Here is an 18,954-nt window from a genome sequence, read left to right on the forward strand (position 1 = left end):
GCAGTATCGCGGAGGCCCGCCGTCCCTCCCCCTCCACCATGGCCCGCCGGACGCTCCGGTGGAGCGACCGGGCCTTCCGGTGGAGCGACACGCCGTGGGTCCCGGTGCCGTGGCCCGATCGTCGGGCGGCGGTCATCCGGCCGACCCCGAGTGTTCGCCGTCCGCCAGGCGGACCTGAGGGGCAGGAGGCACTGGGTGCCGGATACGGTGGAAGGCACCATGAGTGCTTCGCAGAGTTCCGATGACCTCACCCTTCTCGTCAAGATCTTCGGGAAGGACAGGCCCGGCATCACGGCCGGCCTCTTCGACACCCTCGCGGCCTACTCCGTCGACGTGGTCGACATCGAGCAGGTCGTCACCCGCGGCCGGATGGTGCTGTGCGCGCTCGTCACCCAGCCGCCCGCCGGTCTCGAGGGCGACCTGCGCGCCACGGTGCACAGCTGGGCCGAGTCGATGAGGATGCAGGCGGAGATCATCTCCGGTCGCGGCGACAACCGGCCGCGCGGCCTGGGGCGCTCGCTGGTCACCGTGCTCGGCCATCCGCTCACCGCCGAGGCCACCGCCCAGATCGCGGCACGCATCACCAAGACCGGCGGCAACATCGACCGTGTCTTCCGGCTGGCCAAGTACCCGGTGACGGCCGTGGAGTTCGCCGTGTCCGGGGTGGAGACGGAACCGCTGCGCACCGCGCTGGCGACGGACGCGGCGGCCCTGGGCGTCGATGTCGCGGTCGTCGCGGCGGGCCTGCACCGCCGGGCGCAGCGCCTGGTCGTCATGGACGTGGACTCGACCCTCATCCAGGACGAGGTGATCGAGCTGTTCGCCGCGCACGCGGGGTGCGAGGACGAGGTCGCCGAGGTGACGGCCGCCGCGATGCGCGGGGAGCTGGACTTCGAGCAGTCGCTGCACGCCCGGGTGGCGCTGCTGGCGGGGCTGGACGCCTCGGTGGTGGAGAAGGTGCGCAGCGAGGTGCGGCTCACGCCGGGCGCGCGGACGCTGATCCGCACGCTGAAGCGCCTCGGCTACCAGGTCGGCGTGGTCTCGGGTGGCTTCACCCAGGTCACGGACGATCTGAAGGACCGGCTCGGGCTGGACTTCGCGCAGGCCAACACGCTGGAGATAGTCGACGGGAAGCTCACGGGCCGGGTCACGGGCGAGATCGTCGACCGGGCGGGCAAGGCGCGGCTGCTGCGCCGGTTCGCCGCCGAGGCGGGTGTTCCGCTGGCGCAGACCGTGGCGATCGGTGACGGTGCCAACGACCTGGACATGCTGAACGCGGCGGGCCTCGGGGTCGCCTTCAACGCCAAGCCGGTGGTGCGCGAGGCGGCGTACACCGCGGTGAACGTGCCCTTCCTCGACACGGTCCTGTATCTGCTCGGCGTGACCCGCGAAGAGGTCGAGGCGGCGGACGCGCACGAGGAGCGCTGAGCTGTCCCCCGTCCGTGCGCCCACCGGTGGGCGCACGGACACCCACCCTGCGGTCATCCTGTCCGGGGGCGCGCCAGGAGCCTGCTGTGCGCGTCCGCCGGGCGGGGCGTGTCGGCCCGGGTCCAGGCGCGTGGGCCTGACCTGGGCTCGGGCCATGCCCGCGTTTGTCATGCCCTTGCCGGTCCGGGCCCGCACGGAATCATCCTCACCCAGGTCCCCCGACGGTGCCCGTGCCGGTGGGGCCTGCACGGACGAGCCAGTGCCGGTCGCGAGAGGCCGGGTCGCGCCCGTACGAGCCGTACGGCACCAGGCCGGGCCCGCGTCGGCCGTGCCGGATCGAGCCGGCGCCGGTCGTCCCGGGCCGAACACGGCCCGCGCCGGGCCGTCCCTGGGCCGGGCCGCTGCCGGGTCTCCCCCGTGCGAGCCGCGCGAACCGTGCTCCACCAGGCCAGGCCCATGCTCGCCGGGCGGAGTCGAGTCCGCGCCGGTCGCTCCCGTCGAACAGGGCCCGCGCCTGCCGTACCGTGCCAAGCCAGGCCATGCCCGTCGTATCGGGCCGTGCCCGTCGTATCGGGCCCGTGCGGGCCGGGGCGGGCTACTCCGACGGCGCCCAGTAGTCGGTCAGCGTGGCCACGCCCGGTTCCAGGCTCTTCCAGGAGCCGTCGAAGGTGACGACGGCGAAGGCGGCGGCCGGGAAGCCGCGGCGGCCCATCCGCTCGCGGGCGTCGTCCTCGGCCGTGCCGGACAGGATCTCGGCCAGTCCCTGGACGCCCGGGTTGTGGCCGATCAGGACGGCGTTGCGCACATCGTCGGGGGTTTCGTTGAGCACGGCGATCAGCTCGCCGGGCGAGGCATCGTAGATCCGCTCCTCGTAGACGGTCTTCGGCCGGTCCGGCAGCTCGTGGACGGCGAGCTTCCAGGTCTCCCGGGTCCGGACCGCGGTCGAGCACAGAGCCAGGTCGAACGGGACACCGGCGTCGGCCAGTCTGCGGCCGGCCACCGCGGCGTCCTTGCGGCCCCGCTCGGCGAGCGGTCGCTCATGGTCGGTCACCTGCGGCCAGTCGGCTTTCGCATGGCGGAAGAGGACGATCCTGCGGGGTTCTGCGGCGCTCATGACTCCCAGCTTCGCACGAAACAGGCCATGGGGCGCAGGGAGTTGACAGGGGCGTCGCGCTGTGGGCGGGCCGGGGACCTGCGCGGACCGTGCCGGTCGGGGGCGTACGGCTCAGCGGCCGAGGAGATGCTGGGCGTGCTCCAGCAGCTGGGTGATCGCGGGCTCGCCGGTTGCCGCATGGGCGTTCGACGGGTTCGATATCAGTACGAGCAGGACGACGAAGGCGAGGGCCGGCAGGGCCAGGGCCCACCACGGCAACCGGATGTCGACGCCACCCGAGGTCGCCGGGTGGGGCCGGGTCTGCGTATGGGCCGACATGCTTGCCTCCGCTGGTCTTCGGGTGCTCCGCGGACCGCTGTTCCGCGGCCACACCACGAAGGTACGGAAACGGCGGCCCCCGGCCCATCCGGATTCCCACCCACTTGACCCTGACCCGCGCCCCCTAGGGGACGGGGGGATAGCCCTACCCCCGGGCACCAGCCCTGCCCCCGGACCGCCGCGAGGGGCGCCGGTGAGCACCGGGTGGGAGCCGGGCGCGTGCCGCCGGGTGTCAGGGAGCGACGAGGGTCGCGACGACGGCGATGATCACGAAGATGGCGAAGAACGACCCGAAGACCAGCAGCATCTTCTTCTGGCTGTTCTTCGGGTTCGGGTCGAGCACAGGCTGCATGGCCCCAGTCTCGCACTCCCGCCCCGCGGAAGTGAGCCGGGGGGCGGCTCAGCGCGCCGCCTCCTCCTCGACCGTGCGGTCGCGGCCCGCCAGCCAGCCCACCACCATCTGCGGGATCATCAGGCCGCTCATCAGCGCGATGGGCAGGCCCCAGCCGCCGCTGCTCTGGTTCAGCACACCGACGAGCAGCGGCCCGGGGATGGAGATCAGGTAGCCGGTGCTCTGGGCGAACGCCGACAGCTGGGCCACGCCCGCGCCGGTCCGGGCCCGCATGCCGACCATGGTGAGCGCGAGCGGGAAGGCGCAGTTGGAGACGCCGAGCAGGATGGCCCAGGCCCAGGATCCGCCGGACGGGGCGAAGTACAGGCCCGCGTATCCGGCGAGGCCGCACAGTCCGAGCACGAGGACGATGGGACCCTGGTGGGGCAGCCGGGTGGCCACGCGCGGGATGACGAAGGCCAGCGGTACGCCCATCACCATGGTCACGGCGAGCAGCAGTCCGGCGGTGCCCGCGGACACACCCGCGTCGCGGAAGATCTGCGCCATCCAGCCCATCGTGATGTAGGCGGCGGTGGCCTGGAGGCCGAAGAAGACGGCCAGGGCCCAGGCGGTACGGCTCCGGGTGATGCGCAGGGCCGGCGCGGGCCGCCCGGCCGCCGGCGTACCGGACACGGACGTACCGGACACGGGCGTACCGGGAGCGGACGCACCGGACGCGGACACCTCCCCCTCCGCCGGTTCCCGGTCCTGCCGTACGGCCTCCGGGGTGACGGCGGGGGCTGGGCCGCGGTCCCGGACCAGCGGCAGCCACGGGAGCACGGCGGCCAGGGCGAGCGCCGCCCACACGGCCAGGCCGGGCTGCCAGTCGCCGCCGAGCGCGTCGGTCAGCGGCACGGTCGCGGCGGCGGCGGTCGAGGTGCCCAGGGCGAGGGCCATCGAGTACAGGCCGGTCATGGAGCCGACCCGGTCGGGGAACCAGCGCTTGACGATGACCGGCATCAGGACGTTGCTGACGGCGATGCCCATCAGGGCGAGGGCGCTGGCGGCCAGGAATCCGGCGGTGCCGCCCGCGTAGGGGCGGATGAGCAGTCCGGCGCCGATGGCGGCCATGCCCGCGCAGACCACGGCGGCGGGTCCGAACCGGCGGGCGAGCCGGGGGGCCATGACGCCGAAGACCGCGAAGCAGAGCGGAGGCACGGAGGTGAGCAGTCCGGCGACGCCGCCGCTCATGCCGAGGCCGTCGCGCACCTCTTCGAGGAGCGCGCCGAGGCTGGTGATGGCGGGGCGGAGGTTCAGCGCGGCCAGCACGATGCCGACGACGACCAGCCGGGTCGCCCACGCGCGTGGGGCGTGCTTCGCCGCGGTCCCGGCCGTCGTCCCGGGTGTCGCCCCGGGCGTCCGGGCGGCGGCGGGCGCGGCCGGGGGCACGGCCGGTGCCTGCCGCTCGGTCGGTGTCGTCGTCCGGGTTGATTCCTCACGTGCCATGAGGCCCATCATAGAATGATGGGATGATTAGCTGTCCAGTCCGTCCACAGCCCGGGGCACCCGTCCCGGTCCCCGCGTGCGAAGGTGAGCCATGCCTCTGAGCCATCCCCGCCGCTCGGCCCTGTCCGAGCAGGTCATCGCCGCGCTGCGGAGCCAGATCACCTCCGGGGAGTGGCCGGTCGGCTCCCGCATCCCGACCGAGCCCGAACTGGTCGAGCAGCTCGGCGTGGCCCGCAACACCGTCCGTGAGGCGGTCCGGGCCCTCGCCCACAACGGTCTGCTGGACATCCGCCAGGGGTCCGGCACCTACGTGGTGGCCACCAGTGAGCTGGCGGGGGTGATGCAGCGCCGGTTCGCCGGGGCGGATCCCCGGCACTTCGCCGAGCTGCGCTCCACGCTGGAGTCGGCCGCGGCGAAGCTGGCCGCCGAGCGGCGCGGCGAGAAGGACCTCAAGCAGCTCGACGCCCTGCTGGTGCGGCGCGAGGAGGCCTGGGAGAGCGGCGACGCGGAGGCGTTCGTGGCCGCGGACGCGACCTTCCACCTGGCGGTGGTGGCCGCCTCGCACAACGACGTCATGACGGCGATGTACGCCGACCTCGGCGAGGTCACCCGGGACGCGCTGCGCGCGGACGTGGGCGCGGAGCTGACCCCGCGGGCGTACATGGACCATGCCCGGCTGGTCGACGCGATCCGCGCGGGCGACGCGGAGGCCGCCGCCGCCGAGGCCGCGAGCTATCCGTTCCAGTGCGCTCCGGGCCGGTTCGGTCCGCCCGCGCACGCCTGATCCGCACCGGACCGCACACGCCTGATCCGCACCGGGCGGGCCACCCGCCGGACGGACGGGCGGGCGGGCGGGCGACGCGGAGGGGCCCGCACCCCTGGCGGGTGCGGGCCCCTCGGACGTACAGCGGCCGGTGTGACGGCCGTACGGCGACCGCCCGGTCCGGTCCGGATCCGGACTCAGGCGCCGATGGCGTGCAGTCCGCCGTCCACGTGGACGATCTCGCCGGTGGTCTTCGGGAACCAGTCGCTCAGCAGGGCGACGATGCCGCGGCCGGCCGGCTCCGGGTCCTTCAGGTCCCACTCCAGCGGGGAACGGGAGTCCCACACGGCGGCGAGGTCGCTGAAGCCCGGGATGGACTTGGCGGCCATGGAGCCGAGCGGCCCGGCGGAGACGAGGTTGCAGCGGATGTTCTGCTTGCCCAGGTCCCGCGCGATGTAGCGGCTGGTGGCCTCCAGGGCGGCCTTGGCCGGGCCCATCCAGTCGTACTGCGGCCAGGCGAACTGCGCGTCGAAGGTGAGGCCGACGACCGAGCCGCCGTTCTGCATCAGCGGCAGGCAGGCCATGGTCAGCGCCTTCAGGGAGTACGCCGAGACGTGCATGGCCGTGGCGACCGACTCGAACGGCGTGTTCAGGAAGTTGCCGCCGAGCGCGTCCTGCGGGGCGAAGCCGATGGAGTGCACGACGCCGTCCAGGCCGCCCAGCTCCTCGCCGACGACGTCGGCCAGGCGCGCGAGGTGCTCCTCGTTGGTGACGTCCAGCTCGATGACCTTGGTGGGCTTCGGCAGCTTCTTGGCGATGCGCTCGGTCAGCGTGGGCCGCGGGAACGCGGTCAGGATGACCTCGGCGCCCTGCTCCTGGGCCAGCTTCGCGGCGTGGAAGGCGATGGACGCCTCCGTCAGCACACCGGTGATCAGGACGCGCTTGCCCTCGAGAATTCCGCTCATGGTGTTCAGTGACCCATTCCCAGTCCGCCGTCAACGGGGATGACGGCTCCAGTGATGTACGAGGCGTCGTCCGAGGCGAGGAAGCGCACCGCGGCGGCGATCTCCTCCGGCTGCGCGTACCGGCCGAGCGGCACCTGCGCCATGATGTTCTCGCGCTGCTCGTCATTGAGCGCCCGGGTCATGTCCGTGTCGACGAAACCGGGGGCGACGACGTTGAAGGTGATGTTGCGCGAGCCCAGCTCGCGGGCGAGGGAGCGCGCGAAGCCGACCAGGCCGGCCTTGGAGGCGGCGTAGTTGGCCTGCCCCGCGGAACCGAGCAGTCCGACGACCGAGGAGATCAGGACGACCCGGCCCTTCTTGGCGCGCAGCATGCCGCGGTTGGCGCGCTTGACGACCCGGAAGGTGCCCGTGAGGTTGGTGTCGACGACCGTGGCGAAGTCCTCCTCGGTCATGCGCATCAGGAGCTGGTCCTTGGTGACGCCCGCGTTGGCGACCAGGACCTCGACCGTGCCCTGCTGGGCCTCGATCTCCTTGTAGGCCTGCTCCACCTGCTCGGGGTCGGTGATGTCGCACTTGACCGCGAGGAAGCCGGCCGGCGGCTCCCCGGACCGGTACGTGATGGCTACGTTGTCACCGGCATCGGCGAACGCGCGGGCGATGGCGAGGCCGATGCCCCGGTTGCCTCCGGTGACGAGAACCGAGCGGCTCAACGGATCACCCTTTCCTAGCGGTCTCTATCGTTCCGACAGCACACCCGCGCCCCGCCGACGACGGGCGGCGGCAGGCGATGACAGGCGGCTTCATCCGAAAACCTATCGGTAGGGCCGCTACGGCGGACAATCGGGCACCGACAGTGGCAGGGGGGCCGCTCTGTCGAGTCCCTACAGAAAGCGGCGGACTCGACCGGCAAACGTGTGGTCCGCGGCGCCGCCCGCGCGACATGATCGGTCCGACAGGCGACGAGAGCAGGGAGACCCCCGTGCCACATACGATCGACGAGGCCTTCACCGCCCTTCCGCTGCGCGCGCTGGCCGACGCCGCCCTCGCACGCGCGCGTGCGCTGGGCGCGGAGCACGCGGACTTCCGGTGCGAGCGGGTGCGCAGCGCGTCCCGGCGGCTGCGGGACGCGCGGCCGGCCGGGGCGTCGGACACCACCGACCTGGGGTACGCGGTGCGGGTGGTGCACGGCGGGGCGTGGGGCTTCGCGTCCGGCGTGGACCTGAGCATGGACGCCGCCGCCAAGGTCGCCTCGCAGGCGGTGGAGATGGCGAAGCTGTCCGCGCGGGTGATCGCCGCGGCCGGTTCCGAGGAGCGGGTGGAGCTGGCGGCGGAGCCCGTGCACGCCGAGCGGATCTGGGTGTCCTCGTACGAGATCGACCCCTTCGCGGTGCCGGACGAGGAGAAGTCGGCGCTGCTGGCCGACTGGAGCGCGCGGCTGCTCGCGGCGGACGGCGTGGACCATGTGGACGCCTCGCTGGTGGCCGTGCACGAGAACAAGTTCTATGCCGACACCGCGGGCACCGTGACCACGCAGCAGCGGGTGCGGCTGCATCCGCAGCTGACGGCCGTGTCGGTGGACGCCGCCAGCGGGGAGTTCGACTCGATGCGGACGCTGGCGCCGCCGGTGGGCCGCGGCTGGGAGTATCTGACCGGGACCGGCTGGGACTGGGCGGGGGAGCTGGAGCGGATCCCCGCCCTGCTCGCCGAGAAGATGCGGGCGCCGAGTGTCGAGGCGGGCGTCTACGACCTGGTCGTCGACCCGTCCAACCTGTGGCTGACCATCCACGAGTCCGTCGGGCACGCCACCGAGCTGGACCGGGCGCTCGGCTACGAGGCCGCCTACGCCGGCACCTCCTTCGCCACCTTCGACCGGCTCGGCAAGCTGCGCTACGGCTCCGAGCTGATGAACGTCACCGGTGACCGCACCGCCGAGCACGGCCTGGCCACCGTCGGCTACGACGACGAGGGGGTCGCCGCGCAGTCCTGGGACCTGGTGAAGGACGGGACGCTGGTGGGCTACCAGCTGGACCGCAGGATCGCGCGGCTGACCGGGTTCGAGCGGTCCAACGGCTGCGCGTACGCCGACTCCCCCGGGCACGTCCCGGTGCAGCGCATGGCGAACGTGTCGCTGCGCCCGGACCCGGCGGGCATGTCGACGGAGGACCTGATCGGCGGCGTCGAGCGGGGCATCTACGTGGTCGGGGACCGGTCGTGGTCGATCGACATGCAGCGCTACAACTTCCAGTTCACCGGGCAGCGGTTCTTCCGGATCGAGAACGGGCGGCTGGCCGGGCAGCTGCGGGACGTGGCCTACCAGGCGACCACCACCGACTTCTGGGGGTCCATGGCCGCGGTGGGCGGGCCGCAGACGTACGTCCTGGGCGGCGCCTTCAACTGCGGCAAGGCCCAGCCGGGCCAGATCGCGGCCGTCTCCCACGGCTGCCCCTCGGCCCTCTTCAAGGGCGTCAACATCCTGAACACCACCCAGGAGGCCGGTCGATGAACGCCGACCGCACCACCTGCCGGGGGTCCGGGGGTCGCCCCCCGGGCAAGCACAGCCTGAACACCACCCAGGAGGCCGGCCGATGAGCCCGCGTACGAGCAAGCCGCACGAGATCGTCGAGCGGGCCCTGGCCCTGTCCCGGGCCGACGGGTGCGTGGTCATCGCGGACGAGGAGTCGAGCGCCAATCTGCGCTGGGCGGGCAACGCGCTCACCACGAACGGTGTCACGCGCGGGCGCACGCTCACCGTCGTCGCCACGGTCGACGGCCGTGAGGGCACCGCCTCGGGTGTCGTGTCCCGGTCGGCCGTCACCGCGGACGAGCTGGAGCCGCTGGTGCGGGCCGCCGAGGCCGCCGCCCGCGCGGCCGGGCCCGCCGAGGACGCGCAGCCGCTGGTCGCGGACGTGCCGGTGGCCGCCGACTTCACCGAGGCGCCCGCCGAGACCTCCTCGGCGGTGTTCGCGGACTTCGCGCCCGCCCTCGGGGAGTCGTTCGCCCGCGCGCGTGCCGGTGGCCGCGAGCTGTACGGCTTCGCCAGCCACGAGCTGGTGTCCACCTACCTGGGCACGTCGACGGGGCTGCGGCTGCGGCACGACCAGCCCAGCGGCACGCTGGAGCTCAACGCCAAGAGCCCCGACCGTACGCGTTCGGCCTGGACGGGCCGGGCCACCCGGGACTTCAAGGACGTCGACCCGGCGGCGCTCGACGCGGAGCTGGCCGTACGGCTCGGCTGGGCGCAGCGGCGCGTGGAGCTGCCCGCGGGGCGCTACGAGACGCTGCTGCCGCCGACCGCGGTCGCCGACCTGCTCATCTACCAGATCTGGTCCGCGTCGGGCCGGGACGCCGCCGAGGGGCGGACCGTGTTCTCCCGGCCCGGCGGCGGCACCCGGATCGGTGACCGGCTCAGCGAGCTGCCGCTGACCCTGCGCAGCGATCCGGCCGAGCCGGGCCTCCAGTGCGCGCCCTTCGTCGTCGCGCACTCCTCCGGCGGCGACCAGTCGGTGTTCGACAACGGGCTGCCGGTGCGGCCGGTGCGCTGGATCGGTGACGGGCGCCTGGAGCATCTGCTGACCACCCGGCACAGCGCGGGCCTGACCGGGCTGCCCGTGGCGCCCTCGGCCGGGAACCTGATCCTGGACGGCGGCGGGGACCGCTCGCTGGAGGAGATGGTCGCCGGGACCGCGCGCGGCCTGCTCCTGACGTGCCTGTGGTACATCCGCGAGGTGGACCCGGCGACGCTGCTGCTGACGGGGCTGACCCGGGACGGCGTGTACCTGGTCGAGGACGGCGAGGTGACGGGCGAGGTCAACAACTTCCGGTTCAACGAGTCGCCGGTGGACCTGCTGGGCCGGGCGACGGAGGCCGGGCGCACCGAGCGGACGCTGCCGCGGGAGTGGGGCGACTGGTTCACCCGGGCCGCCATGCCGCCGCTGCGCGTCCCGGATTTCAACATGAGCTCTGTCAGTCAGGGCGTATAACCTCGTAGGCGGCTGTCACCCGACCGCCGGGGACGCGGTGCGCCGGCCAGCGGTGCCACCGGCCGCGCAGCACATCATCTACGAGCAGCACATCATCTAGGAGACACGAGAACCGTGACGGACATCGTCGACGAGCTGAAGTGGCGTGGGCTGTTCGCCCTGTCCACCGACGAGGACGCTTTGCGCAAGGCGCTCGCGGACGGTCCCGTCACGTTCTATTGCGGCTTCGACCCGACCGCGCCGTCGCTGCACGTGGGGCATCTGGTGCAGGTGCTCACCGTGCGCAGGCTCCAGCAGGCCGGACACCGGCCGCTGGCCCTGGTCGGCGGCGCGACCGGCCTGATCGGCGACCCCCGCCCGACCGCCGAGCGCACGCTGAACTCGCCGGAGACGGTGGCCGGCTGGGTGCAGAAGCTGCGCCGCCAGATCGAGCCGTTCCTGTCCTTCGAGGGCGAGAACGCCGCGGTCATGGTGAACAACCTGGACTGGACCGAGGGCCTGTCCGCGATCGAGTTCCTGCGGGACATCGGCAAGCACTTCCGGGTCAACAAGATGCTGACGAAGGACTCGGTGGCCCGCCGTCTGGAGTCCGACCAGGGCATCAGCTACACCGAGTTCAGCTACCAGCTCCTCCAGGGCATGGACTTCCTCCAGCTCTACCGGCGCCACGGCTGCACGCTCCAGCAGGGCGGCAGCGACCAGTGGGGCAACCTCACGGCGGGCCTGGACCTGATCCACCGGCTGGAGCCGGAGGCGAGCGTGCACGCGCTGGCGACGCCGCTGATGACCAAGGCGGACGGCACCAAGTTCGGCAAGACCGAGGGCGGCGCCGTCTGGCTGGACCCGGAGCTGACCACGCCGTACGCGTTCTACCAGTTCTGGCTGAACGTGGACGACCGGGACATCTCCAAGTACTCGCGGATCCTGTCCTTCCGCTCCCGGGCCGAGCTGGAGGAGCTGGAGCGGCAGACCGAGGAGCGGCCGCAGGCGCGGGCCGCGCAGCGGGCGCTGGCCGAGGAGCTGACGACGCTGGTGCACGGCGCCGACCAGACGGCCGCCGTGATCGCCGCGTCCAGGGCGCTGTTCGGCCAGGGCGAGCTGGCGGAGCTGGACGAGCGGACGCTGACCGCGGCGCTGTCCGAGGTGCCGCACATCGAGGTCGCCGAGCCGGCCCAGGTCGTCGACCTGTTCGCCGAGGTCGGCCTGGTGCCCAGCAAGTCGGCCGCCCGCCGCACGGTCAAGGAGGGCGGCGCCTACGTGAACAACGTGAAGATCACCGCCGAGGACGCCGTGCCGTCCCGCGAGGACCTGCTGCACGGCCGGTGGCTGGTGCTGCGCCGGGGCAAGAAGAACCTGGCCGCGGTCGAGGTCACCGGGGGCTGACGGGCGAACGTGCCGCGGGGGCGGTTCCCCGGACCTCGGGTCCCGGGAACCGCCCCGCGCGTCTCACGCCCGTTCGCGGCGCCGGTGCTTGTTGCCCCACAGCGCCATGTACAGCATGTCGCCGACGAAGACGATGATGATCGCGGCGACGAGCTGGAAGATGTGCCGGGTCCAGTCGATGCCGCGGGTGGACGCGACACCGGCCGCCCGTGCGACCGCGTTGCCCGCGATGGCGCCGAGCATGCCGAAGATGGTGGTCAGCCAGAGCGGACTGTGCTGCTTTCCTGGAATGACCGCCTTGGCGATCAGGCCGAGCACGAAACCCACGATGATCGCCCACAACCAGCCCATGGCTGCCTCCTCGTCCCGCTCGACATGAGCATCACCGCCAGTGTCGGCCGGTCCACCCTGCGGCGCACCTCGAACACCGCCGCCCGGGTCGTTCGCGCAGGCAGAAGGGCGCCCCGGCCTCGTCGGCGCGGTGCCCGCGGCGTACCGTGGACGTCGAGGAAGTGCGGGCCGGTGTCCCCGACCGGCCGGGAGCCGGAACGGGCCGGGGGACTGTCCGATGCGGGCGAATGGTGGAAATGCGATGCGCAAGCAGCATGGCGGTGGCGGCGCCGAGGTGTTCCGGATCACGGGAGCCCGCACGGGCCTCCAGGAGGACGTGCGCGGCCGGCAGCGCCGGTACGTCATCTCCATGGCGGTCCGTACGGTGGCGGTGCTGCTCGCGGTGGTGCTGTGGGACGTCCAGCGGTACGTGGCGATCGTGGCCCTGGTGCTCGGCGCGGCGCTGCCCTACATCGCCGTGGTGATCGCCAACGCCGGGCGGGAGAACGCGCCGCGGCTGCCGTCGACGTTCGTGACCGCACCGCTGAAGCCGATGATCTCGCCGCCGCGCACGGCGCAGGACGGCGGACGGGACAGCGCCCAGGACGGCACTCGGAGCGGCACCCGGGGCGGCGCACGCGACAGCGCTCAGGGCGGCACGCGGAGCGGCACCGGGGACGGCGCGGGCGGTGGTCCGCGGGACGGCGCGCACGGCGCCTTCGGGAGCGACGACTTGACGCAGTCCGCCGCCGGGGACATGGCGCGTGATCCGGCGGCGGGTGCGGCCGGATCCGCGCGGGAGCACCGCGACGGGCTGTGACCGGCGCCGTTCCCCGACGGGCGGGCCGGGAGGTGGTCCGTTTCAGGCGAACCTCAATAAATGCTCAAGATCAATCGTGTTGTTCCGGTCCCGGGCGACGGGTCTCCCGTGACATACTTCGTACGCGCTCCGCATCCCCCGTCGGAGCGACGGACCGACGCCGGGCAGCTCCCCCCGTGGCTGCTCGGCGTCGCCTTGTGTGCAGTGGCTGTGAGACGAACTGTGAGTGACGAGACCGCCCCGATCTGCTCCGCCAAGGGCTGCCGTGCCGCCGCCGTGTGGGTGCTGGCCTGGAACAATCCGAAGATCCACACGCCGGAGCGGCGCAAGACCTGGCTGGCGTGCGAGGAGCACCGGGAGCATCTGTCGCAGTTCCTCGGTGTGCGCGGGTTCCTGAAGGACGTGGTCGCGCTGGCCGAGTGGCAGGCGGCGCACGAGAGCTGAGCCCTTCGGCTCCCTCCGGGCTCCCCCTGAGGTCCTGCGGCGGCCGGGCTGTGCGGTCCGGCCCGGTCAGCCGCCGATCGCGGACATCGGCCGGTCCGGCTGGACGAACGACGGGTCGTCCAGGCCCGCGCCCGCCTTCTTGCCCCACATCGCCACCCGCCACAGACGGGCGATCTCCTCGTCGGGGGCGTCCGAGCGCAGGGCCGCGCGCAGATCGGTCTCCTCGGTGGCGAACAGACAGGTGCGTATCTGCCCGTCGGCGGTCAGACGGGTGCGGTCGCAGGCGGCGCAGAACGGGCGGGTGACGGAGGCGATGACCCCCACCCGGTGCGGGCCGCCGTCGACGGTCCAGCGCTCGGCGGGCGCCGCGCCGCGCGCGTCGGCGCCCTCGGCGGTCAGCTCGAAGCGGGTGCGCAGGGAGGCCAGGATGTCGGCCGCGGTGACCATGCCCTCGCGCTTCCAGCCGTGCTGGGCGTCCAGGGGCATCTGCTCGATGAACCGCAGTTCGTAGTCGTGCTCCATGGCCCAGGCCAGCAGGTCCGGGGCCTCGTCGGCGTTCAGCCCCGGCATCAGGACGGAGTTCACCTTCACCGGGGTCAGGCCCGCCTCGCGGGCGGCCAGCAGGCCGTCGAGGACGTCGCGGTGGCGGTCGCGGCGGGTGAGGGTCTTGAAGACATCGGGGCGCAGGGTGTCCAGGGAGACGTTGACCCGGTCGAGGCCCGCCGCCTTCAGGGCCGCCGCGGTGCGCCGCAGGCCGATGCCGTTAGTGGTGAGGGACATCTGGGGGCGCGGCTCCAGCGCGGCGACGCGCTCCACGATGCCCACCAGGCCGGGGCGCAGCAGTGGCTCGCCGCCGGTGAAGCGGACCTCCTCGATGCCCAGGGAGGTGACCGCGATGCCGATCAGCCGGACGATCTCGTCGTCGGTGAGCAGATCGGGCTTGGCCAGCCACTGCAGGCCCTCCTCGGGCATGCAGTACGTGCAGCGGAGATTGCACCGGTCGGTCAGCGAGACCCTCAGGTCGGTGGCGACCCGGCCGTAGGTGTCGATGAGCACGTGGGCCCCCTCCCTCGTCGCGTGTCGGCGGACCGGCGGATCCTTCGGCGGCGGTGGCGTCCAGCTTTCCCGTCGAGCTTTCCCGTCGATCTCTTCTTCCTTCACCTGCGAGCCTACGTGACCGGACCGACAGCGACACCGGTCCCGATCCCACGACGTGCGCGGCGGCCGTGTCGTAGGTCTCTACGATCCCCATGGCACGGCCGCCGGTCCCGGGCACGCCCCTGATGTGGTCCGGGGCGTACCCGGGTGCGCGGACGCGGGTGTCGGCGCCCTCGCGTCAGTGCGCTCGTGTGCGCTCGTGTCAGTGCGCTCCAGTGCCGGTCAGGGAGCGGACCTCCAGTTCCGCGTACTTGGCGGGGTCCGGCTTCTCCTTGGACAGCAGGGTGCCGGCCGCGCCCAGCAGGAAGCCGACCGGGATGGAGATGAGGCCCGGGTTCTCCAGCGGGAACCAGTGGAAGTCGACGTCCGGGAACATCGACGTGGGCTTGCCGGAGACCACCGGGGAGAACAGCACCAGGCCCACGGCGGTGACCAGGCCGCCGTAGATCGACCACAGGGCGCCCGCGGTGGTGAACCGCTTCCAGAACAGGCTGTAGAGGATCGTGGGCAGGTTGGCGGAGGCGGCCACCGCGAAGGCGAGGGCGACGAGGCCGGCCACGTTCAGGTCGCGGGCGAGGGCGCCCAGGACGATGGAGACCGCGCCGACGCCGACGGTCGCCCAGCGGGCGGCGCCCAGTTCCTGCTTCTCGGTGGCCCGGCCCTTCTTGATGACGTTGGCGTAGATGTCGTGGGCGAAGGAGGAGGACGAGGCCAGGGTGAGGCCCGCGACGACGGCGAGGATCGTGGCGAAGGCCACCGCGGAGATGGAGGCCAGCAGGATGGCGCCCCAGTCGGAGTCCACTCCCCCGAGGTGCAGCGCGAGCAGCGGGGCCGCGGTGTTGCCCGCCTTGTTGGAGCCGATGATCTCGTCCGGCTTGATGAGCGCGGCGGCGCCGAAGCCGAGCGCGAGGGTCATCAGGTAGAAGACGCCGATCAGGCCGATCGCCCAGAGCACGGACTTGCGGGCGGCCTTGGCGGTGGGGACGGTGTAGAAGCGGATCAGGATGTGCGGCAGTCCGGCGGTGCCGAGGACCAGGGCGATGCCGAGCGAGAGGAAGTCCAGCTTGGTGGTGCCGCTCGCGCCGTACTTCAGTCCGGGCTCCAGGAAGGCCGCGCCCTTGCCGCTGTTGTCGGCGGCGCGGCCGAGCAGGTCGGAGATGTTGAAGTCGAACTTCAGCAGCACCAGGAAGGTCAGCAGGACCGCGCCCACCATGAGCAGCACGGCCTTGACCATCTGGACCCAGGTGGTGCCCTTCATGCCGCCGATGGTGACGTAGACGATCATCAGTACGCCGACCAGGGCGACGATGCCGATCTTGCCGGCGTCGCTGGTGATGCCGAGCAGCAGGGAGACCAGGACGCCGGCGCCCGCCATCTGGGCCAGCAGGTAGAAGATCGAGACGACGATCGTGGAGGTGCCCGCCGCGGTGCGCACCGGGCGCTGGCGCATGCGGTACGCCAGGACGTCGCCCATGGTGTAGCGGCCGGAGTTGCGCAGCGGTTCGGCGACCAGGAGCAGCGCGACCAGCCAGGCGACCAGGAAGCCGATGGAGTACAGGAAGCCGTCGTAGCCGAAGAGGGCGATGGCGCCGGCGATGCCGAGGAAGGACGCGGCGGACATGTAGTCGCCGGAGACGGCGAGTCCGTTCTGGAAGCCGGTGAACTGCCGTCCGCCCGCGTAGAAGTCGGCGGCGTCCTTGGTCTGGCGGCCGGCCCACACGGTGATGACGAGGGTCGCGGCGACGAACACCGAGAACAGCGTGACGATCAGGGTCCGGTGCTCGCTCGCGGCGCCGCCCGCGGCCAGCAGGGTGTGGGCCGCGGGATATGTCGCGGGGCTCATGCGCCGCCCTCCATCCGGGACTTGATCTCCTGCGCCTGGGGGTCGAGCTTCGCCGCGGCATGCCGCGCGTACCACCAGGCGATGAGGAACGTGGTGAGGAACTGGGCGAGTCCGAGGGCGAGGGCGACGTTGATGTTGCCGAAGAGGCGGGTGCCCATGAAGCCGCCCGCGTAGTTGGACAGCAGGACGTAGAGCAGGTACCAGGCGATGAAGGCGATGGTCAGCGGGAAGGCGAACGAGCGGTGGGAGCGGCGCAGTTCACCGAACTCGGCGCTCTGGGCCACCGTGGTGAACTCCTGGGCGGAGGGAAGGGGCGCCCCGGTCTTCGGGGGTGGCGGTGTCTCGGTGGCCACGTCTGTCTCCTCGGTGCGGATCTCGTGTGCGGATACGGAGGTTCGCGGATGGTGCGACGGGGGCTCGATCGTGCTCGGCCCCCCTGTCCGAGGTCCACGGCGCCACGCGAGGTCCGGTTCAAGTCCTATGAGTTCTTCCGGCAAGTGGCCTTGGACAAGTCATGACCCACTCATTGCTGGCCGGTGAGGTGGCGGGATAGTTTCGCCCTGCACCACCCGTCATGTACCTGCCCGAGCCGTACCCGTGGCTCGGGCGGTGCCGTGCCCGGAGATGGGGAGATCCCTTGGTCCGTCCGCGTTCCGGACGCCGGCCGACGCCGGCGGTCCGGCCGGTGCCCGCTCCGGCCGCCGTGTCCGGCGTCCGTACGGACCCGGCACCGGCGGCCTCCGGTGTCCGCCGCGCGGTCCGGGCCGCGGGCCCGCGCACGCCGGCCCGCGCCGTCAACACCGGCGCGGGCCGTCACCCTCGCGGCAGCCACCCGGGCACGACTCGCGCACCGCTGCACCCATGCCACCGCGAACACACTGGAGAGACAGACACATGACAGCGTCTCAGCCGCGCGCTCGCCGCGTCCTCGCCCTTCCGCTCGGTATGGCCATGGCCGGTGCCCTGGCCTTCCTGCCGGGCACCACCGCCTCGGCGACCCCGGCCGCACCCGCCGCCGGCACCGCACAGGCGGACGCGACCTCGCTCAGCTACGTCGTCAACGTCCGTCCCGGGTACGGAGTCCCGGCACAGGTGCGGAAGGCGATAGGCAAGGCCGGGGGCACCATAGTGACCTCCTACGACCGCATAGGCGTCGTCGTCGTCCACTCCGCGAACCCCGACTTCGCGAGAGCCGTCCGCACGGTGCGCGGCGTGGAGTCGGCCGGTGCCACGCGCACGGCGCCGCTGCCCGCCCAGTCGACCACCGACACCGGCACCCCGACGCCGCTCACCGCCGCCCAGCTGGCCGGTGCGGGGACCCGGGCCGCCGCCGGGCAGGACCCGCTGGAGCCGTTGCAGTGGGACCTGCCCGCCATCAAGGCGGACAAGGCGCACCAGAAGACGCTCGGCAGTTCCAGGGTCACGGTCGGCGTCATCGACACCGGCGTGGACGACACCCACCCCGACATCGCCCCGAACTTCGACCGCCGGGCCTCCGTCAACTGCGTCACCGGCAAGCCGGACACCGCGGACGGCGCCTGGCGGCCCAGCGCCTCCGAGAGCCCGCACGGCACCCATGTGGCCGGGGAGATCGCGGGCGCCAAGAACGGCGTCGGCATCACCGGTGTGGCGCCGGGCGTGAAGGTGGCCGGCATCAAGGTCGGCAACCCGGACGGCTTCTTCTACACGGAGGCCGTGGTGTGCGGCTTCGTGTGGGCGGCCGACCACGGGGTCGACGTCACCAACAACAGCTACTACACCGACCCCTGGTACTTCAACTGCGCCGACGACCCCGACCAGAAGGCGCTCGTCACGGCCGTCCGGCGGGCCTCGCAGTACGCGGAGCGCAAGGGCACGGTCAACGTCGCGGCGGCCGGCAACGAGAACTACGACCTCGACTCCCGCTCGATCACCGACCCGGCCTCCCCGAACGACTCCACACCGGGCAGCCGTACGGTCGACCCGCACAAGTGCTACGACATCCCGACCCAGTTGCCGGGTGTCGTCACGGTCGCGGCGACCGGTGCCAAGGGGATCAAGTCGTCGTTCTCCAACTACGGCCTCGGGGTCATCGACATCGCCGCGCCGGGCGGCGACTCGACGGCGTACCAGACGCCGCAGGCCCCGGCGACCAGCGGACTGATCCTCGGCCCGCTGCCCGGCGGCACGTGGGGCTACATGGCCGGTACGTCGATGGCGAGCCCGCACGTCGCCGGGGTGGCCGCCCTCATCAAGTCGACGCATCCGCACGCCTCGCCCGCCCTGGTCAAGGCGCTGCTGTACGCGGAGGCCGACGCCACGCCGTGCACCGACCCCTACGACATCGACGGGGACGGCAAGATCGACGCGGTGTGCAAGGGCCCGAAGAACCGCAACGGCTTCTACGGCTGGGGCACGGCGAACGCGCTGGCCGCGGTGACGCGGTGACGCGGTGCTGACCGCGGTGACTCGGTGACACGGTGCTGACCGCGGTGACTCGGTGACACGGTGACTCGGTAGGCGCACCGCGCCGCCGGTGGCACTGATCGCACCCCCGGACGGGACGCACCCGTCCGGGGGTGCATAGTGCCG

18 protein-coding genes are annotated in these 18,954 nt (G+C 72.5%); 8 read left to right on the forward strand and 10 right to left on the reverse strand.

Annotated features, from left to right (window positions below; all coding sequences use genetic code 11):
* Positions 1–219 precede the first annotated feature (219 nt).
* A complete protein-coding gene (serB, locus tag R4Z62_RS06740; RefSeq protein WP_018567721.1) occupies positions 220–1,428 on the forward strand; it encodes a phosphoserine phosphatase SerB in 1,209 nt (402 codons plus the stop codon).
* Positions 1,429–2,023: 595 nt separating this feature from the next.
* Here the strand turns inward: serB and R4Z62_RS06745 are convergent.
* The 4 genes from R4Z62_RS06745 to R4Z62_RS06760 form a co-directional block, all read right to left on the reverse strand.
* Complete coding sequence (locus tag R4Z62_RS06745; protein ID WP_018567720.1) at positions 2,024–2,542, reverse strand: SixA phosphatase family protein; 519 nt, start codon at positions 2,540–2,542, stop codon at positions 2,024–2,026.
* 111 nt (positions 2,543–2,653) lie between these two features.
* Entirely contained in the window at positions 2,654–2,860 is a 207-nt protein-coding gene (locus tag R4Z62_RS06750) for a hypothetical protein (RefSeq protein ID WP_491519333.1), read from the reverse strand.
* 232 nt (positions 2,861–3,092) lie between these two features.
* Entirely contained in the window at positions 3,093–3,212 is a 120-nt protein-coding gene (locus R4Z62_RS06755; protein WP_252100480.1) for an SGM_5486 family transporter-associated protein, read from the reverse strand.
* A 48-nt stretch (positions 3,213–3,260) separates the two neighbouring features.
* Positions 3,261–4,697 (reverse strand): CynX/NimT family MFS transporter, encoded by a 1,437-nt coding sequence (locus tag R4Z62_RS06760; protein WP_491519334.1) that lies wholly within the window; start codon positions 4,695–4,697, stop codon positions 3,261–3,263.
* Positions 4,698–4,788: 91 nt separating this feature from the next.
* Here R4Z62_RS06760 and R4Z62_RS06765 point away from each other — a divergent pair, with 91 nt between their 5' ends.
* Positions 4,789–5,481 carry a FadR/GntR family transcriptional regulator gene (locus tag R4Z62_RS06765; RefSeq protein WP_018567716.1) on the forward strand — a complete coding sequence of 231 codons (693 nt, stop codon included), beginning with the start codon at positions 4,789–4,791 and terminating at the stop codon, positions 5,479–5,481.
* 176 nt (positions 5,482–5,657) lie between these two features.
* Here R4Z62_RS06765 and fabI read toward each other — a convergent pair whose 3' ends face one another.
* Complete coding sequence (fabI, locus tag R4Z62_RS06770; RefSeq protein ID WP_064532132.1) at positions 5,658–6,425, reverse strand: enoyl-ACP reductase FabI; 768 nt, start codon at positions 6,423–6,425, stop codon at positions 5,658–5,660.
* Positions 6,426–6,430: 5 nt separating this feature from the next.
* A complete protein-coding gene (fabG, locus tag R4Z62_RS06775; RefSeq protein ID WP_018567714.1) occupies positions 6,431–7,135 on the reverse strand; it encodes a 3-oxoacyl-[acyl-carrier-protein] reductase in 705 nt (234 codons plus the stop codon).
* A gap of 230 nt (positions 7,136–7,365) precedes the next feature.
* Here fabG and R4Z62_RS06780 point away from each other — a divergent pair, with 230 nt between their 5' ends.
* From R4Z62_RS06780 to tyrS, 3 genes are all read left to right on the forward strand, one after another.
* Positions 7,366–8,928 (forward strand): TldD/PmbA family protein, encoded by a 1,563-nt coding sequence (locus R4Z62_RS06780; protein ID WP_491519335.1) that lies wholly within the window; start codon positions 7,366–7,368, stop codon positions 8,926–8,928.
* A gap of 82 nt (positions 8,929–9,010) precedes the next feature.
* A complete protein-coding gene (locus R4Z62_RS06785; protein WP_491519336.1) occupies positions 9,011–10,405 on the forward strand; it encodes a metallopeptidase TldD-related protein in 1,395 nt (464 codons plus the stop codon).
* A 114-nt stretch (positions 10,406–10,519) separates the two neighbouring features.
* Positions 10,520–11,788: a tyrosine--tRNA ligase gene (gene tyrS, locus R4Z62_RS06790; RefSeq protein ID WP_064532138.1), complete on the forward strand. Its 1,269-nt coding sequence runs from the start codon at positions 10,520–10,522 to the stop codon at positions 11,786–11,788.
* Between the two features lie 63 nt (positions 11,789–11,851).
* Here the strand turns inward: tyrS and R4Z62_RS06795 are convergent, their stop codons facing one another.
* Positions 11,852–12,139, reverse strand: coding sequence for a GlsB/YeaQ/YmgE family stress response membrane protein (locus tag R4Z62_RS06795; protein ID WP_064532140.1), 288 nt, complete (start codon positions 12,137–12,139; stop codon positions 11,852–11,854).
* A gap of 241 nt (positions 12,140–12,380) precedes the next feature.
* Here R4Z62_RS06795 and R4Z62_RS06800 point away from each other — a divergent pair, with 241 nt between their 5' ends.
* Together R4Z62_RS06800 and R4Z62_RS06805 are read left to right on the forward strand one after the other, a co-directional pair.
* Complete coding sequence (locus tag R4Z62_RS06800) at positions 12,381–12,938, forward strand: DUF3099 domain-containing protein (protein ID WP_491519337.1); 558 nt, start codon at positions 12,381–12,383, stop codon at positions 12,936–12,938.
* Between the two features lie 222 nt (positions 12,939–13,160).
* Entirely contained in the window at positions 13,161–13,382 is a 222-nt protein-coding gene (locus R4Z62_RS06805; protein WP_064532142.1) for a hypothetical protein, read from the forward strand.
* Positions 13,383–13,448: 66 nt separating this feature from the next.
* Here R4Z62_RS06805 and moaA read toward each other — a convergent pair whose 3' ends face one another.
* From moaA to R4Z62_RS06820, 3 genes are all read right to left on the reverse strand, one after another.
* Positions 13,449–14,438 (reverse strand): GTP 3',8-cyclase MoaA, encoded by a 990-nt coding sequence (gene moaA, locus R4Z62_RS06810; protein ID WP_355481616.1) that lies wholly within the window; start codon positions 14,436–14,438, stop codon positions 13,449–13,451.
* Between the two features lie 304 nt (positions 14,439–14,742).
* A complete protein-coding gene (locus R4Z62_RS06815) occupies positions 14,743–16,383 on the reverse strand; it encodes a monocarboxylic acid transporter (RefSeq protein ID WP_064532146.1) in 1,641 nt (546 codons plus the stop codon).
* Complete coding sequence (locus R4Z62_RS06820) at positions 16,380–16,736, reverse strand: DUF485 domain-containing protein (protein ID WP_064532148.1); 357 nt, start codon at positions 16,734–16,736, stop codon at positions 16,380–16,382. The genes R4Z62_RS06815 and R4Z62_RS06820 overlap by 4 nt, the downstream gene beginning before the upstream one ends.
* 541 nt (positions 16,737–17,277) lie before the next feature.
* On the opposite strand from R4Z62_RS06820, the gene R4Z62_RS06825 reads away from it, so the two are divergent.
* Positions 17,278–18,810: a S8 family serine peptidase gene (locus tag R4Z62_RS06825; protein WP_355481613.1), complete on the forward strand. Its 1,533-nt coding sequence runs from the start codon at positions 17,278–17,280 to the stop codon at positions 18,808–18,810.
* The last annotated feature ends 144 nt before the right edge of the window (positions 18,811–18,954 follow it).

This window comes from Streptomyces sp. PL-25 (assembly GCF_058344915.1).